This window comes from Pseudomonas sp. KBN10P06128, assembly GCF_037574945.1.
Taxonomy (GTDB): Bacteria; Pseudomonadota; Gammaproteobacteria; order Pseudomonadales; family Pseudomonadaceae; genus Pseudomonas; species Pseudomonas aeruginosa.
Genome location: NZ_JBBELR010000001.1, coordinates 3,425,979 through 3,441,392, shown reverse-complemented (window position 1 = coordinate 3,441,392; position 15,414 = coordinate 3,425,979). Strand labels below are relative to the sequence as shown.

Genomic DNA, 15,414 nt, shown 5'->3' with positions numbered 1-15,414 from the left:
ATGAGCAGAAAGCGTAGCCCCGCCCCTTCGCGGATCAGCGAAGGGCACCCCTTCCCCCTTGGCGCCACCTGGGACGGCCTCGGCGTCAATTTCGCGCTGTTCTCGGCCCACGCGACCAAGGTCGAGCTGTGCCTGTTCGACGCGCGCGGGGAAAAGGAGATCGAGCGCATCGAATTGCCCGAGTACACCGACGAGATCTGGCACGGCTACCTGCCCGACGCCCACCCGGGGCAGATCTACGGCTACCGGGTGCACGGTCCCTACGAGCCGGATGCCGGCCACCGCTTCAATCCCAACAAATTGCTCCTCGATCCCTACGCCAAGCAGTTGGTCGGCCGCCTGCGCTGGTCCGAGGCGTTGTTCGGCTACACCATCGGCTCGGCCGACGCCGACCTCAGCTTCGACGAGCGCGACAGCGCGCCCTTCGTGCCCAAGTCGAAGGTCATCGATCCGGCCTTCACCTGGGCCGAGCGCCCGCCGGTACGCGTCCCCTGGGACCGCACGGTGATCTACGAAGCCCACCTGCGCGGCCTCAGCATGCGCCATCCACAGGTCCCGGAGGCGGTTCGCGGGACCTTCGCCGGGCTGATGAACGCCGACCTGCTGGCGCACATCCGCCAACTCGGGGTGACCAGCGTCGAGCTGCTGCCGATCCACGGCTTCGTCGACGACAAGCACCTGCTGGAAAACGGCATGAGCAACTACTGGGGCTACAACAGCATCGCCTTCTTCGCCCCGCACCCGGCCTACCTCGCCAGCGGCCAGGTCAACGAGTTCAAAGAGATGGTCGCGCACCTCCACGACGCCGGGCTGGAGCTGATCCTCGACGTGGTCTACAACCACACCGCGGAAGGCAACGAGCTGGGTCCGACCCTGTGCATGCGTGGCATCGACAACGCCTCGTACTACCGCCTGATGCCCGACCAGCGCCGCTACTACATCAACGATTCCGGCACCGGCAACACCCTCGACCTCAGCCACCCCTGCGTGTTGCAGATGGTCACCGACTCGCTGCGCTACTGGGCCACGGAGATGCGCGTGGACGGCTTCCGCTTCGACCTGGCGACCATCCTCGGCCGCCATCCGGACGGTTTCGACGAGCGCCACGGCTTCCTCGTCGCCTGCCGCCAGGACCCGGTGCTGAGCAAGTGCAAGCTGATCGCCGAACCCTGGGATTGCGGCCCCGGCGGCTACCAGGTAGGCGGCTTCCCGCCCGGCTGGGCGGAATGGAACGACCGTTTCCGCGATTGCGTGCGCGCCTACTGGCGCGGCGACGACGGCATGCTGCCGGAACTGGCGCGGCGCCTAACCGCCTCCGGCGATCTCTACGACCAGCGTGGACGGCGGCCCTACGCGTCGGTGAACTTCGTCACCGCCCACGACGGCTTCACCCTGCGCGACGTGGTTTCCTACGATCACAAGCACAACGAGGCCAACGGCGAGAACAACGCCGACGGCAGCGACCACAACCTGTCCTGGAACCACGGCTGCGAGGGCCCCACCGACGACCCGGAGATCCGCGCCCTGCGCCTGCGCCAGATGCGCAACCTGCTGTCCACCCTGCTGCTGTCCCAGGGCACCCCGATGCTGGTCGCCGGCGACGAGTTCAGCCGCACCCAGCAGGGCAACAACAATGTCTATTGCCAGGACAACGAACTGGGCTGGATCGACTGGCGGCTGGACGACGAGGGCCGTTCGCTGCTGGCCTTCACCCAGCGCCTGCTGGCCCTGCGCCAACGCTATCCGATCCTGCGCAGGGGGCGCTTCCTGGTCGGCGAGTACAACGAGGCGCTGGGTGTCAAGGACGTCACCTGGCTGGCGCCCGGCGGCGAGGAGATGACCGAGGAACACTGGCACGACGAGCACGCCCGCTGTCTCGGCGTGCTCCTCGATGGCCGCGCGCAACCCACCGGGATCCTGCGCAGCGGTGAGGATGCCACCCTGCTGCTGATCCTCAATGCCTACCACGACGCGGTGTCCTTCCGTCTTCCCGAGGTGGCCGAGGGCAGCGGCTGGACCTGCCTGCTGGATACCCAGCGGCCGGAGGACCCGCTCGGCGAACGCTACCCGTTCGCCAGCGAGTTCCTGGTCGGCGGCCGCAGTTTCCTGCTGTTCGAGCTACAACCGCCGGGCGCCGGAGCGGAAGGATGAACGGCGGGGAAAAAAGCTGAACCGCCCCCGGCACCTCCAGTCGGAACCTGTAGGTGCCGCACGCGGCGCCCGCACATCCACCCTACACAGGAGGACAGCATGAAGATCAGCGACATCATGACCCGCAACGTCCAGGTCGCCGACCCGCAGCAGAGCATCCGCGAGGCGGCCGCCACCATGGCGAGGATCGACAGCGGCGCCCTGCTGGTCGGCGAAGGCGACCGCCTGGTCGGGATGATCACCGATCGCGACATCGCCATCCGCGCGGTGGCCGGCGGCCTGTCCGGGGATACCCCGCTGGGCCGCATCATGAGCGGCGACATCCACTATTGCTTCGAAGACGAAGACGTCCAGCACGTGGCCCGCAACATGGCCGACATCCAGATGCGCCGCCTGCCGGTGCTCAACCGCGAGAAGCGGCTGGTCGGCGTGGTTTCCCTGGGCAACATCGCCAGCTGCCGCGACCAGGCCTCCAGCGCCACCGTCCTGCAGGGCGTCGCCCAGGCCCACTACTGAGCCTTTCTTCCACCCGGCCCGCCTTTGCCGTTCCGGCCGAGGCCGGGCCCCAACCGGGAGAACGCCATGAAAGCCGTGGTATTCCATGACATCGGCGACATCCGCCTGGAAGACGTGGCGGAGCCGCGCCTGCAGGAACCCACCGACGCCATCGTGCGGCTGACCGCCTCGGCGATCTGCGGCACCGACCTGCACTTCGTCCGTGGCAGCGTCGGCGGCATGCGTCCGGGAACCATCCTCGGCCATGAGGGCGTGGGCATCGTCGAGGCGCTCGGCGACGAAGTGCGCAACCTGCAGGTCGGCGACCGGGTGGTGATTCCCTCGACCATCGCCTGCGGCAATTGCGTGTATTGCCGAGCCGGCTACTACGCCCAGTGCGACGTCGCCAACCCCGGCGGCAGCCAGGCCGGCACCGCGTTCTTCGGCGGTCCCCGGGCCAACGGCGGCTTCCATGGGCTGCAAGCCGAGAAAGCGCGGATTCCCTATGCCAACATCGGCCTGATCCGCCTGCCCAGCAGCATCAGCGACGACCAGGCGATACTCCTGTCGGACATCTTCCCCACCGGTTATTTCGGCGCCGAACTGGCCGGTATCGCCCCCGGCAACACCGTCGCCGTGTTCGGCTGCGGTCCGGTCGGCCAGTTCGCCATCGCCAGCGCGTTGCTCCTCGGCGCCGCCCGGGTGTTCGCCATCGACCGCCACCCGGACCGCCTGCACATGGCCCGCCAGCAAGGCGCCGAAGTGATCGACTTCGAGCGCGAGGATCCGGTCCAGGCCCTGCGCTGGCTGACCGCCGGGATCGGCGTGGACCGCGCCATCGACGCCGTCGGCGTGGACGCCGAGCACAGCCATGGCACCGCCACCCCGGCGCCGCGCCAGGAGGGCACCAGCTGGAGTCCCGGCAACGCCCCCGCACAGGCCCTGGAGTGGGCGGTGCAGGGCCTGGCCAAGGCCGGCACCCTGTCGATCATCGGCGTCTACGCCGAAGACTCGCGGCAGTTTCCCATCGGCCTGGCGATGAACCGCAACCTGACCATCCGCATGGGCAACTGCCACCACCGCAAGTACATTCCGCTGCTGCTCGAACATGTGCTCAGCGGACGCATCGACCCGGCGAAGATCCTCACCCAGGTGAAGCCGATCGGCGACGCCATCGAGGCCTTCGAAGCCTTCGACCGCCGCGAGACCGGCTGGATCAAGGTCGAACTGGTGCCGCAGAAGCGCCAGGTCGAGGGCAGCGAGGAACGCCTCGACGAACGCGCGGTGGACGAACTGGCGCGCCGGCCGACGCCGGAAAGCGGCGCCCGGGGGTGATGCATGAGCGCACCGGCACGCCTGCGCATCGGCATTTCCGGCTGGCGCTACGCCCCCTGGAGAGGTGACTTCTATCCCGAGGGGCTGCGCCAGAAGGACGAACTGCGCTTCGCCTCGCGGGCGGTGAACAGCATCGAGATCAACGGCACCTTCTACGCCCTGCAGACGCCCGAGCGCTTCCGCGGCTGGGCCGAGGACACCCCCGAGGACTTCGTTTTCAGCGTCAAGGCCCCGCGTTACATCACCCACGTGCGGCGCCTGCGCGAGATCGACGAGCCGCTGGCGAACTTCTTCGCCTCCGGCCCCCTCGCCCTGCGCCAGCGCCTCGGCCCGTTCCTCTGGCAGTTCCCGCCGAGCATGCGCTTCGACCGCGAGCTGTTCGCCGATTTCCTCGCCCGCCTGCCGCGCGACGGCGCCGCCGCGCAGAAGCTCGCCCGGCACAGCGCCGCGCGCCTGTACCGCGAGGGCTACCTCGACGGCGATCCGGCGCAGCGCCTGCGGCATGCCGTGGAAATCCGCCATGAGAGCTTCGTCGACCCGACGTTCATCGAGCTGCTGCGCGAATACCGGGTGGCCCTGGTGGTGGCCGATACCGCCGGCAAGTGGCCGCTGCTCGGCGACGTCTGCGCCGACTTCCTCTACCTGCGCCTGCATGGCGACAAGGAGCTGTACCGCAGCGGCTACTCGGAAGCGGCCCTGGGCCAGTGGCAGGCACGGATCCACGCCTGGGCCAGCGGCGGCCAGGCCGACGACCTGCGCCGGGCCAGCCAGGACGCACCGGCGAAGGCGACGGCGCGCGACCTGTACTGCTACTTCGACAACGACGTCAAGGTGCGCGCACCTTACGACGCCCGGCGCCTCCTGCAGCTGCTGGAACTCGACGGCAGCCTGCGCACGGTGCCCGGACAGTTGCCCGATGACCTGCGGGAGAGTGCCGCATGATCCTGCCGCGCCTGCAGGTGCTGACGGTGAACACCCACAAGGGTTTCAACCCGTTCAATCGGCGCTTCATCCTGCCGGAGTTGCGCGAAGCGGTGCGCAGCGTCGGTGCCGACCTGGTGTTCCTCCAGGAGGTCCTCGGCTCCCATAGCCTGCACGCCGCGCGCCTGCCGTCCTGGCCGCCGGCGCCGCAATACGAGTATCTGGCCGACAGCATGTGGCCGCAGTTCGCCTACGGGCGCAACGCGGTGTATCCCGAAGGCCACCATGGCAATGCCGTGCTCTCCAAGCATCCGATCCTCGCCCACCGCAACCTCGACGTCTCGGTGGCGGGCAACGAGGAACGCGGCCTGTTGCATGCGGTGATCGACATCGGCCGTCCGCTGCACGCGGTCTGCGTGCACCTGGGATTGCGCGAGGCGCAGCGCCAGCGCCAGTTGCAACTGCTCTGCGAGCTGGTGGCGGGCCTGCCGGAGCGCGAGCCGGTGGTGGTCGCCGGCGACTTCAACGACTGGCGCCAGCGCGCCGACCGCCTGCTCGCTGGTTGCGGCCTGCGCGAAGTCTTCGTCGGCGCCCAGGGCCGGCCGGCGCGCAGCTTCCCGGCGCGCTGGCCGGTGCTGCCGCTGGACCGCATCTACCTGCGCAATGCCCGCGGGCGCCAGCCGCGCATCCTCTCGCGGCGGCCCTGGTCGCACCTGTCCGACCACCTGCCGCTGGCGGTGGAGGTGGAGCCATGAACTTCCCCTGGCGCGACGGCAACCGCGTAGAACTGCTGATCAACGGCGAAGAGTACTTTCCGCGCCTGTTCCAGTGCATCGCCGAGGCGCGCCGGGAGATCCTCCTGGAAACCTTCATCATCTTCGAGGACGAGGTCGGCCGGCAGTTGCAGGAAGCCCTCAGCGCCGCCGCCGAGCGCGGTGTCGAGGTACAGGTAACGGTGGACGGCTACGGCACCGCCTCGCTCAGCACGGACTACCTGGCCAGGCTCACCGCCGCCGGGGTTCGCGTGCACCTGTTCGACCCGCGCCCGCGCCTGCTCGGCATGCGTACCAACCTGTTTCGCCGGTTGCACCGCAAGCTGGTGGTGATCGATCGCCGGCAGGCCTTCGTCGGCGGCATCAACTACGGCGAGGACCACCTGGTGCGTCGCGGCAACATGGCCAAGCAGGACTACGCGGTGCGCGTCGAGGGTCCGGTGGTGCGCGATATCCGCCAGGCCTGCCTGGCGTTGCTCGAACCGGACGCCGACTACCCGCCGTTGCGGCCGTCGGGCGCCGGGCAGCCGGCGCGGGTGCGCCTGGTGATCCGCGACAACGACCAGTCCAGCGACGACATCGAGCGCGAGTACCTGCAGGCGATCCGCCAGGCGCGGCGGCGCCTGCTGATCGCCAACGCCTATTTCTTCCCCGGCTACCGCCTGCTTCGCGAGCTGCGCGATGCGGCGCGCCGCGGCGTGCGCGTCGACCTGGTACTACAGGGCATGCCGGACATGCCGCTGGTGCGCCTGTGCAGCCGGCTGCTCTACGACTACCTGCTGCGCGAGGGCGTGCGTATCCACGAATACTGCCAGCGTCCGCTGCACGGCAAGGTCGCGGTGATCGACGACGACTGGTCGACCATCGGTTCGAGCAATCTCGATCCCCTCAGCCTGTCGCTGAACCTGGAGGCCAACCTGGTGATCCACGACGTCGCCTTCAACGGCCAGCTCTACCAGCACCTGCGCGAACTGGCGCGCCGCCACTGCCGGCGCATCAGCCGCCGCCACGCCAGGCGCGGTTACTGGTGGCGGGCGCCGCTGATCTTCCTCGGCTTCCACTTTTCCCGGCATTTCCCGGCCATCGCCGGTTGGGTACCCGCCCATCTGCCGCGCCTGAAATCGCTGGAGCCGCGTCCGTCGCGGCGCTGGCAGGAACGCCAGGGCCAGCGGGGCAACCCATGAACGGCGGCGGTCACGCAACTGCCTCGGCGGCGCCACGCCGCGCTCACTGGCGCTGGCTGCGCAGGCTGCTGACCCTGGCGTTCTTCGTGCTGGTCCCGGTGCTGCTGTTCCTGCTGGTGAAGAATCTCGACTGGCAGGAAGTCCGCCACGCCCTCGGCGAGTATCGCCCCGCGACCCTGTTCCTCGGGCTGCTGCTGGCGGCCGCCGGCTATACGGTGTTCAGCAGCTTCGACCTGCTCAGCCGCTACTACATCGGCCACTCGCTGCCCAAGCGGCGGGTCTTCACCGTGGCGTTCGTGTGCAATGCGTTCAACCTCAACCTGAGTTCCTGGGTCGGCGCCGTGGCGCTGCGCTATCGCCTGTACAGTCGGCTCGGCCTGGACATCGCCGATATCACCCGGATCCTCACCTTCAGCCTGGTGACCAACTGGTTCGGCTACCTGCTGCTCGCCGGCATCCTGTTCAGCTGCGGCCTGCCGGCCTTGCCGCCGGGCTGGAAGCTCGGCAGCGACGGCCTGCGCCTGATCGGCGCCCTGCTCCTGGCGCTGGCCGCCGGCTACCTGCTGGCCTGCCGTTTCGCCCGACGCCGCGCCTGGGGCTGGCGCGAGCATCGGCTGACCCTGCCGTCCTGGCGGCTGGCGGCCCTGCAAGGCCTGCTCGGAGCGAGCAACTGGTCGCTGATGGCGCTCCTGCTGTACAGCCTGCTGCCGCACGGCGTGGATTACCCGAGCGTCCTGGCGATCCTCCTGATCAGCAGCATCGCCGGGGTCATCACCCATATCCCGGCCGGGCTCGGGGTGCTCGAAGCGGTGTTCATCGCCCTGCTCCAGGGGCGCCTGTCCCAGGGCGTGCTGCTGGCCGCGTTGATCGGCTACCGGGTGCTGTATTTCCTCCTACCCCTGGCGCTGGCCTGCGTGGTCTACCTGCTGTTGGAGCGCCGGGCGATCCGCCTGCGCCGCAAACAGCGCCGCCTGCGCCAGGGCCAGGCGTGAATCAGCCGGCCGGACGCAGCAGCAGCGTGCCCAGCGGCGGCAGGTCGAGCACCAGCGACTGCGCCTGGCCATGGGCGCCGCACGACTCGCTGGAGACGCGGCCCTGGCTGCCTGCGCCGGAACCGGCGAACGCCTGGGCGTCGCTATTGAGCAGCACGTCCCAGTCGCCGCCTTGCGGTACGCCGATCCGATAGCCCTGGCGCGGCACCGGGGTGAAATTGTGTACCGCCAGCAGCGATGGCTCGCCGGCCGCGTGGCGCAGCCAGGCGTAGACACTGTTCGCCTGGTCGTCGCCGATCAGCCATTCGAAGCCGAGCGCCTCGCCGTCGCGCGCATGCAGTGCGGGGAGTTCGCGGTACAGCCGGTTGAGGGCCGCCACCAGGTCCTGTACGCCCTGATGCTCCGGATAGCGCAGCAGGTACCAGTCCAGTTCGCCGTCGTGGTTCCACTCGCGCCACTGGCCGAACTCGCATCCCATGAACAGCAGCTTCTTGCCCGGGTGCGACCACATGAAGCTCAGGTACAGGCGCAGGTTGGCGAACTTCTGCCAGCGGTCGCCGGGCATCTTGTCCAGTAGCGAGTGCTTGCCATGTACCACCTCGTCGTGGGAGATCGGCAGGATGAAATGCTCGGAGAAGGCGTAGAGCAGGCCGAAGGTCAACTGGTGGTGGTGATAGCGCCGGTGCAGCGGGTCTTCGCCGATGTACGCCAGGCTGTCGTGCATCCAGCCCATGTTCCACTTATGGCTGAAGCCCAGGCCGCCCTCCGCCACCGGACGGCTGACGCCGGGCCAGGCGGTGGATTCCTCGGCGATCACCAGCGCGCCGGGGGTTTCGCTGGCGACCACCTGGTTGAGGTGATGGAGGAAGTCGATGGCCTCCAGGTTCTCCCGGCCGCCATGGCGGTTCGGCAGCCATTCGCCTTCCTTGCGCGAATAGTCGCGATAGAGCATCGAGGCCACCGCATCCACCCGCAGGCCGTCGACGTGGTAGGTGCGCAGCCAGTGCAGCGCCGAGGCCAGCATGAAGCCGTGCACCTCGCTGCGGCCAAGGTTGTAGATGTAGGTATCCCAGTCCTGGTGGAAGCCTTCGAAGGGATGTTCGTACTCGTACAGCGCCGTGCCGTCGAAACGGCCCAGGCCGTGGGCGTCGGTGGGAAAATGCGCCGGCACCCAGTCGAGGATCACGCCGATGCCGGCCTGGTGGCAGGCGTCGACGAACGCGGCGAAGTCCTCCGGCGTGCCGTAGCGCGCGGTGGGGGCGAACAACCCGAGCGGCTGGTAGCCCCAGGAGCCGCCGAAGGGATGTTCCATCACCGGCATCAGCTCGATATGGGTGAAGCCGAGCTGGCGCACGTAGGGAATCAGCTCCTCCGCCAGTTCCGACCAGTGCGGCGGCCGGCCGTCGCGGTGGCGCCAGGAGCCGGCGTGGACTTCGTAGATCGACAGCGGTGCCGCATAGCCCTGGCGCTCCGCGCGCCGGGCCAGCCAGTCCTGGTCGCGCCACTCGTGGCGCAACGCCGCGCAGGTCTTCGAAGCGGTTCCGGGCGGCGTCTCGCAGGCCAGCGCCAGGGGGTCGGCCTTCAGCGGCAGGAGGCCGTCGTGGCCCTGCAACTCGTACTTGTACAGTTCGCCCTCGCCGAGGCGCGGGACGAACAGTTCCCAGACGCCGGATGGATAGCGTCGTCGCATCGGGTGACGGCGCCCGTCCCAGCCGTTGAAATCGCCGACCACCGAGACGCGCACGGCGTTCGGCGCCCAGACTGCGAAGCGCACGCCCTCCACGCCTTCGTGACGGGTCAGTTGCGCGCCCAGGCAGGAGGCCAGTTGGCGGTGGTTGCCTTCGGCGAACAGGTAGAGGTCGAGTTCGCCGAGCAACGGCCCGAAGGCATAGGGGTCTTCGCTTTCCTGCACGCCGTCCGGCCAGTGCACGCGCAGGCGGTAGCGCGGTGGCAGGCGCTCCAGGTGGCGCTGGAACAAGCCGCTGCCGGGGTCGCTCTGCTCCAGTTCGGCGAGCGTCGCGCCGTCTTCGTCGAGGAGCTCGACGCGCTGCGCGCCGGGCAGGTAGGCGCGCAGCACGCCGCCTTCGCCGCCGGGGTCGCGCTGCGGGCCGAGGAAGGCGAATGGATCGCCCTGCAGGCCGCGCTGCAGCTTGTCCAGCTCCAGTTGCCAGCGTTCGCGTTCGGACATCGGTTCGCTCATCGGTTCTTGCCCTTCAGGAGGTGTTCGGTGAGTTCGGCCAGACCGGCGAGAGGCACTTCCAGCCAGTCGGGGCGGTAGTCGGCTTCGTAGAGCAGTTCGTAGGCGGCCTTTTCCAGGCAGGCCAGGGCCAGCGCCGCCCCTTCGCCTTCGCGACCGTGCCAGGCGTGCATGAGACCCGCCGCGGCGGCCCGATAGCCGGCCAGGAAGGCATCGCGGGCTTCGCTGCGATAGCGCATGGCGACCTTGCGCCGGGCGCTGTCGGCCTGTTCCGAGCTATCGGTGCTCTGCGCGTTGCGCAGGACCATCGCCGCCGCGTAGTCGAACGAGCGCAGCATGCCGCCGACGTCCTTCATCGGACTGTGACGCTGGCGGCGCTCTTCCAGGCTGCGCGCCGGCTCGCCCTCGAAGTCGATGAAGCGTGCGTCGCCCTGGACCATCAGCACCTGGCCCAGGTGCAGGTCGCCGTGAACCCTGATCAGCAGCCCGCCGGCTGCCTGCCGGGCCAGCAGCGGCAGGCGTTCGAGCAGCGCCGGCAGGCGTTCCAGCAGGCGCCGCGCCTGTTCCGCCGCCTCGCCCTGCAACGGCCGTGGCGGCTCGCTCAGGCGTTTGCCGGCTTCGCGCAACTGTTCGGCGATGCGCAGCGCCCAGGCCTGGACGCTGGCTTCGTCGCTCTCGCGGCTGCCGAAGGCCGGATCGTCCGACTCGCCGGCCAGTACGCTGTGCATCTCGCCGAGCCGGGCGCCGAGGTTGGCGGCGAAGCCGCGCAGTTCGGCGAGGCTGTCGTATTGCCCTTCGAGCGCCTCGCTGGCCGCGGATATCTCGTCGCGCACGGCTCGCTCCAGGTTGTCCAGGGTCCAGTTCCAGGCGTCGCCCTGGTTGTTCAGGTAGCCCTGCAGGATCATCAGCGTGTGCGGCTCGCCATCCGCGCCGACCCGCCGTACCTCGCCGAGCAACGGGGCGATGCCGGGGTAGCCGTGGCGGGTCAGGTAGCCGCCGACCTCGATTTCCGGGTGCAGCCCCGGAAGGATCTTGCGCAGCACCTTGAGGACCATGCGCTCGCCGAAGCGGATCGAGCTGTTGGACTGCTCCACCGAGAACGGCAGGACGTCTTCGTCGGCGATGTCGTCCATTTCCGCCAAGCCCGCCGCCGGGATGAACTGGATCTCGCCGTCGCCGTGGGCGATCACCGCCTCGGCGCGGAGTTGCGCGAGGACCTTGCGGGCGAACAGCGGCAGGCTGGCGGCGTCGGTCAGCAGGCCGACCTTGCGACCGCGCCGCAGGCGCGCCAGGGCCAGCAACTGAGGCAGGCTGTCGCCGCGCTGGTCGGCGTCGAGGAAGCCCAGCGGCAACTGGTAGCGCAGCCCGTCGATCTCCACTTCGCACAATGCACAGCGCGGCTCCGCCTCGTCCAGCGGAACGATGTAGCAGAGCCGTGGCTGGCCTTTCTCGCCGGCGAACCAGCGGCGCTTCGGCAGGTAGGCCGGCAGCGTCTCGCCTTCCAGGATGTTCCGCGATGCGCCCTGCAGCAGCTCGCCGAGGCGCTGCTTGACCACCAGGGTCGGCAGTTCCGGCAGGCGCTCGTCGGCGGCCACGTGCCAGCTCGGCATCTGCGTCGCGTCGGCCAGGTAGAACCAGTAGAAGCCGTAGGGCGGCAGGGTCAGCAGGTAGGTCAGCTCGCCGATCGGCGGGAACGACATGCCGCCGATCATCTCCACCGGCACCTTGCCGGCATGGCTGGCGAGGTCCAGTTCCACCGCCTGGGCCGCGCGCGACAGGTTGGCCACGCAGAGGATGCTGTCCTGCCGTTCGCCCTCGGCGTATTCGCGCAGGTAGGCGAGGATCCGTCGGTTGCTCGGCGCGAGCATCTTCAGGCTGCCGCGGCCGAAGGCCTTCTGCTGGCTGCGCACGGCGAGCAGGCGGCGCATCCAGTTGAGCAGCGAATGCGGGTCGCGCGCCTGCGCCTCGACGTTGATCGTCTGGTAGCCGTACAGCGGGTCGAGAATCGGCGGCAGCACCAGCTTCGCCGGGTCGGCGCGGGAGAAGCCGCCGTTGCGGTCCACCGACCACTGCATCGGGGTCCGCACGCCGTCGCGGTCGCCGAGGTAGATGTTGTCGCCCATGCCGATCTCGTCGCCGTAGTACAGGGTCGGCGTGCCCGGCATCGACAACAGCAGGCTGTGCAGCAGCTCGATGCGCCGCCGGTCACGCTCCACCAGCGGCGCCAGGCGCCGGCGGATGCCCAGGTTGAGGCGCGCGCGGCGGTCGGCGGCATAGTGGTTCCAGAGATAGTCGCGCTCGTCGTCGGTGACCATCTCCAGGGTCAGCTCGTCGTGGTTGCGCAGGAAGATCGCCCATTGGCAATTGGCCGGGATGTCCGGGGTCTGGCGCAGGATGTCGGTGATCGGATAGCGATCCTCCTGGGCGATGGCCATGTACATGCGCGGCATCAGCGGGAAGTGGAAGGCCATGTGGCATTCGTCGCCCTCGCCGCCATCCTCGCCGCCGAAGTACGGCCGGGTGTCTTCCGGCCACTGGTTGGCCTCGGCCAGCAGCATGCGGTCGGGATAGTGCGCGTCCAGCTCGGCGCGGATGCGCTTGAGCACCTGGTGGGTCTCCGGCAGGTTCTCGCTGCTGGTGCCGTCGCGTTCGATCAGGTAGGGAATCGCGTCCAGGCGCAGGCCGTCGACGCCCATGTCCAGCCAGTAGCGCATCACCCCGAGCACCTCGCGCAGGACCTGCGGGTTGTCGAAGTTCAGGTCCGGCTGGTGGGAATAGAAGCGGTGCCAGTAGTACTGTTGGGCTACCGGGTCCCAGGTCCAGTTGGACTGCTCGGTGTCGATGAAGATGATCCGCGTACCCTGGTATTTCTCGTCGCTGTCCGACCAGACGTAGTAGTCGCGGGCGCGCGATCCCTTCTTCGCGTGGCGGGCGCGGATGAACCAGGGATGCTGGTCGGAGGTGTGGTTGATCACCAGCTCGGTAATCACCCGCAGACCGCGTCGATGGGCCTCGGCGATGAACCGGCGGGCGTCGGCGAGGCTGCCGTAGTCACTGTGCACGCCACGGTACTGGGCGATGTCGTAGCCGTCGTCGCGGCGTGGCGACGGGTAGAACGGCAGCAGCCAGAGAGTGTTCACGCCGAGGTCGGCGATGTAGTCGAGCTTCTCGATCAGCCCGGCGAAGTCGCCGATGCCATCGTTGTTGGCGTCGTAGAAGGATTTCACGTGGACCTGGTAGATCACCGCGTCCTTGTACCATTGCGGGTCGTTGAGAAAGACCGGTTTCTCGCGTCTGGCCATGGGTTTCTCCTTATGCGTCGACGCGCCGCACGCGCCAGATGCCGAACGGCAGGTGCCAGGGTTCGATGCGCATCCACTGGACCTTGCCGTGCCAGACCCAGCGATGCCCGTTCATCAGGTCCTCGCCCTGGAGGCTGGCGTCGTCGGGCAGGCCGAACTCCCACAGCGGCAGTTCGAAATGCGCCTCCTGGGCTTCGTGCGGGTCCAGGCAGACCGCCACCAGGACGAAGTTGGCGAGGTCCGCGGTGCGCTTGCCGAAATACAGGATGCGGTCGTTCCAGGCGTTGTAGGCCTGGAACCCGAGGTGCGTCTGCAATGCCGGGTTTTCCCGGCGGATGCGGTTGAGCCGGGCGATCTCGGCGACGATGTTGCCCGGCGCCTGGTAGTCGCGCGGACGCAACTGGTATTTCTCCGAGTCGAGGTACTCCTCCTTGCCCGGCAAGGCCGCCGCCTCGCACAGCTCGAAGCCGGAGTACATGCCCCACAGCCCCGACCCCATGGTCGCCAGGGCGGCACGGATGAGGAAGCCGGGGCGGCCGGAGCGTTGCAGGAACCAGGGATTGATGTCCGGGGTGTTGACGAAGAAGTTCGGCCGGTAGCAGTCGCGCCAGGGTGGCTGGTTGAGTTCGGCGAAGTACTCCGCCAGTTCCTGCTTGTCGTTGCGCCAGGTGAAATAGGTGTAGCTCTGGCTGAAGCCGACCTTGCCCAGGCGCGCCATCATCGCCGGACGGGTGAACGCCTCGGAAAGGAAGATCACCTGCGGATGGCGGCCGCGCACTTCGGCGATCAGCCACTCCCAGAACGGCAGTGGCTTGGTGTGCGGGTTGTCGACGCGAAACAGCGTCACGCCCTGCTCGACCCAGCCCAGCACCACATCGCGCAAGGCTTCCCACAGGCTCGGCAGGGCCTGTTCGGCGTAGAAGTCGACGTTGACGATGTCCTCGTACTTCTTCGGCGGGTTCTCCGCGTAGCGCAAGCTACCGTCCGGACGCCAGGCGAACCAGCCGGGATGCTCGCGCAGCCAGGGGTGGTCGGGGGAGCACTGGATGGCGAAGTCCAGCGCCAGCTCCATGCCGTGCTCACGCACCGCAACGAGCAGCCGGCGGAAATCCTCGCGGTCGCCCAGTTCGGGATGGATCGCCTCGTGGCCGCCCTCCTCGCTGCCGATCGCATACGGGCTGCCGGGGTCGCCGGCCTCGGCACGCAAGGAATTGTTGCGGCCCTTGCGATGGGTGCGGCCGATGGGGTGGATCGGCGGGAAATAGAGAACGTCGAAGCCCATCGCGGCGATCTGCGGCAGGCGCCGGATCACATCGTCGAAGGTACCGTGGCGTGTCGGGTCGCCGCTTTCCGAGCGAGGGAACAGCTCGTACCAACTGGCGAAGCGCGCCAGCGGTCGCTCCACCTCCAGCGGGTATTCGCGGCTGCGCACCAGGTGCTCGCGCGGGCCGACCAGACGCAACAGTTCGCCGGTCTGCGCCGCCAGCCACAGCGCCACCCGCTCCTCGACGCTCTGGCAGGCCTGCAGGCGTTCGGCCAGCGGCGCACAGGCGGCGGCGATCTCCGGACCGCCGCGCTCGGCGCAGCGCCGCAGCAGTTCGTCGCCCTCGCGCAGCTCCAGGTCCAGCGGCAGGCGTGCGCCATGCTTGGCACGCAGTTCGCGGCGGTAGCCGGCGAAACGGTCGATCCAGGCCTCGATACGGAAGTACAGGCGGCCGCAGGGCGGCGTGCGCAACTGCGCGCTCCAGAAATCGTTGCCTTCGGGCAGCAGCGGCAGGCGCCGCTCCGCGGTTTCCCCGACACGCCGCCAGACCACTTCGGCACCGAGTACCTCGTGGCCATCGGTGAAGATTCGCGCGGCCAGGCGCAGGTCGCGGTCGCTCTCGGTCTTCGCGGGATAGGCGCCCTCTTCCACCACCGGGCTGACCGACTCGATGGCGATACGGGGCTGCTGGATGGCGATGACCAGCGGATCATCGTCGCTGTTGCGGACAATCGAACTCATCGAGGCGCGCTCCTCCGGGACGTGGGTTCGGCGATGGGTCGCGAGGCTTCCGCCGGCCT

General features: G+C 68.7%; 10 protein-coding genes. 7 read left to right on the top strand and 3 right to left on the bottom strand.

The window, feature by feature from the left end; all coding sequences use genetic code 11:
• The 7 genes from glgX (at position 1) to VQ065_RS16320 (ending at position 7,851) form a co-directional block, all read left to right on the top strand.
• Positions 1–2,151 (top strand): glycogen debranching protein GlgX, encoded by a 2,151-nt coding sequence (glgX, locus tag VQ065_RS16350; RefSeq protein WP_003088946.1) that lies wholly within the window; start codon positions 1–3, stop codon positions 2,149–2,151.
• A gap of 99 nt (positions 2,152–2,250) precedes the next feature.
• A complete protein-coding gene (locus VQ065_RS16345; RefSeq protein ID WP_003088942.1) occupies positions 2,251–2,667 on the top strand; it encodes a CBS domain-containing protein in 417 nt (138 codons plus the stop codon).
• Positions 2,668–2,733: 66 nt separating this feature from the next.
• Positions 2,734–3,981, top strand: coding sequence for a zinc-dependent alcohol dehydrogenase (locus VQ065_RS16340; protein ID WP_003088939.1), 1,248 nt, complete (start codon positions 2,734–2,736; stop codon positions 3,979–3,981).
• Between the two features lie 3 nt (positions 3,982–3,984).
• On the top strand, positions 3,985–4,923 hold the full coding sequence (locus VQ065_RS16335) for a DUF72 domain-containing protein (RefSeq protein WP_003088937.1): 939 nt from the start codon (positions 3,985–3,987) through the stop codon (positions 4,921–4,923).
• Positions 4,920–5,657, top strand: a complete 738-nt coding sequence (locus VQ065_RS16330) for an endonuclease/exonuclease/phosphatase family protein (RefSeq protein WP_003113649.1) — start codon at positions 4,920–4,922, stop codon at positions 5,655–5,657. Before VQ065_RS16335 ends, VQ065_RS16330 begins: the two co-directional genes overlap by 4 nt.
• Complete coding sequence (gene clsB, locus VQ065_RS16325; RefSeq protein ID WP_003088935.1) at positions 5,654–6,859, top strand: cardiolipin synthase ClsB; 1,206 nt, start codon at positions 5,654–5,656, stop codon at positions 6,857–6,859. The genes VQ065_RS16330 and clsB overlap by 4 nt, the downstream gene beginning before the upstream one ends.
• Complete coding sequence (locus VQ065_RS16320) at positions 6,856–7,851, top strand: lysylphosphatidylglycerol synthase domain-containing protein (protein WP_003088933.1); 996 nt, start codon at positions 6,856–6,858, stop codon at positions 7,849–7,851. The genes clsB and VQ065_RS16320 overlap by 4 nt, the downstream gene beginning before the upstream one ends.
• Before the next feature lies 1 nt (position 7,852).
• On the opposite strand, the gene glgB is transcribed toward VQ065_RS16320, so the two are convergent.
• Genes glgB through VQ065_RS16305 form a run of 3 tightly spaced genes read right to left on the bottom strand, consistent with a single transcriptional unit; the run spans position 7,853 to position 15,355 of the window.
• The gene (gene glgB, locus VQ065_RS16315) at positions 7,853–10,051 is read right to left on the bottom strand and encodes a 1,4-alpha-glucan branching protein GlgB (RefSeq protein ID WP_003113646.1); all 2,199 of its coding nucleotides are present in this window, start codon (positions 10,049–10,051) and stop codon (positions 7,853–7,855) included.
• Positions 10,048–13,350 carry a maltose alpha-D-glucosyltransferase gene (gene treS, locus VQ065_RS16310; RefSeq protein WP_003088929.1) on the bottom strand — a complete coding sequence of 1,101 codons (3,303 nt, stop codon included), beginning with the start codon at positions 13,348–13,350 and terminating at the stop codon, positions 10,048–10,050. The genes glgB and treS overlap by 4 nt, the downstream gene beginning before the upstream one ends.
• A 10-nt stretch (positions 13,351–13,360) precedes the next feature.
• Entirely contained in the window at positions 13,361–15,355 is a 1,995-nt protein-coding gene (locus VQ065_RS16305) for an alpha-1,4-glucan--maltose-1-phosphate maltosyltransferase (RefSeq protein WP_003088927.1), read from the bottom strand.
• Positions 15,356–15,414: the final 59 nt, after the last annotated feature.

What these genes read in the sequence shown, in the direction of transcription:
- VQ065_RS16340 (WP_003088939.1), top strand. Translation starts at nt 2,734, where the DNA reads ATGAAAGCCGTGGTATTCCATGACATCGGCGACATCCGCCTGGAAGAC.
- treS (WP_003088929.1), bottom strand. Translation starts at nt 13,350, where the DNA reads ATGGCCAGACGCGAGAAACCGGTCTTTCTCAACGACCCGCAATGGTAC.
- glgB (WP_003113646.1), bottom strand. Translation starts at nt 10,051, where the DNA reads ATGAGCGAACCGATGTCCGAACGCGAACGCTGGCAACTGGAGCTGGAC.
- VQ065_RS16335 (WP_003088937.1), top strand. Translation starts at nt 3,985, where the DNA reads ATGAGCGCACCGGCACGCCTGCGCATCGGCATTTCCGGCTGGCGCTAC.
- VQ065_RS16320 (WP_003088933.1), top strand. Translation starts at nt 6,856, where the DNA reads ATGAACGGCGGCGGTCACGCAACTGCCTCGGCGGCGCCACGCCGCGCT.
- VQ065_RS16330 (WP_003113649.1), top strand. Translation starts at nt 4,920, where the DNA reads ATGATCCTGCCGCGCCTGCAGGTGCTGACGGTGAACACCCACAAGGGT.
- VQ065_RS16345 (WP_003088942.1), top strand. Translation starts at nt 2,251, where the DNA reads ATGAAGATCAGCGACATCATGACCCGCAACGTCCAGGTCGCCGACCCG.
- clsB (WP_003088935.1), top strand. Translation starts at nt 5,654, where the DNA reads ATGAACTTCCCCTGGCGCGACGGCAACCGCGTAGAACTGCTGATCAAC.
- glgX (WP_003088946.1), top strand. Translation starts at nt 1, where the DNA reads ATGAGCAGAAAGCGTAGCCCCGCCCCTTCGCGGATCAGCGAAGGGCAC.
- VQ065_RS16305 (WP_003088927.1), bottom strand. Translation starts at nt 15,355, where the DNA reads ATGAGTTCGATTGTCCGCAACAGCGACGATGATCCGCTGGTCATCGCC.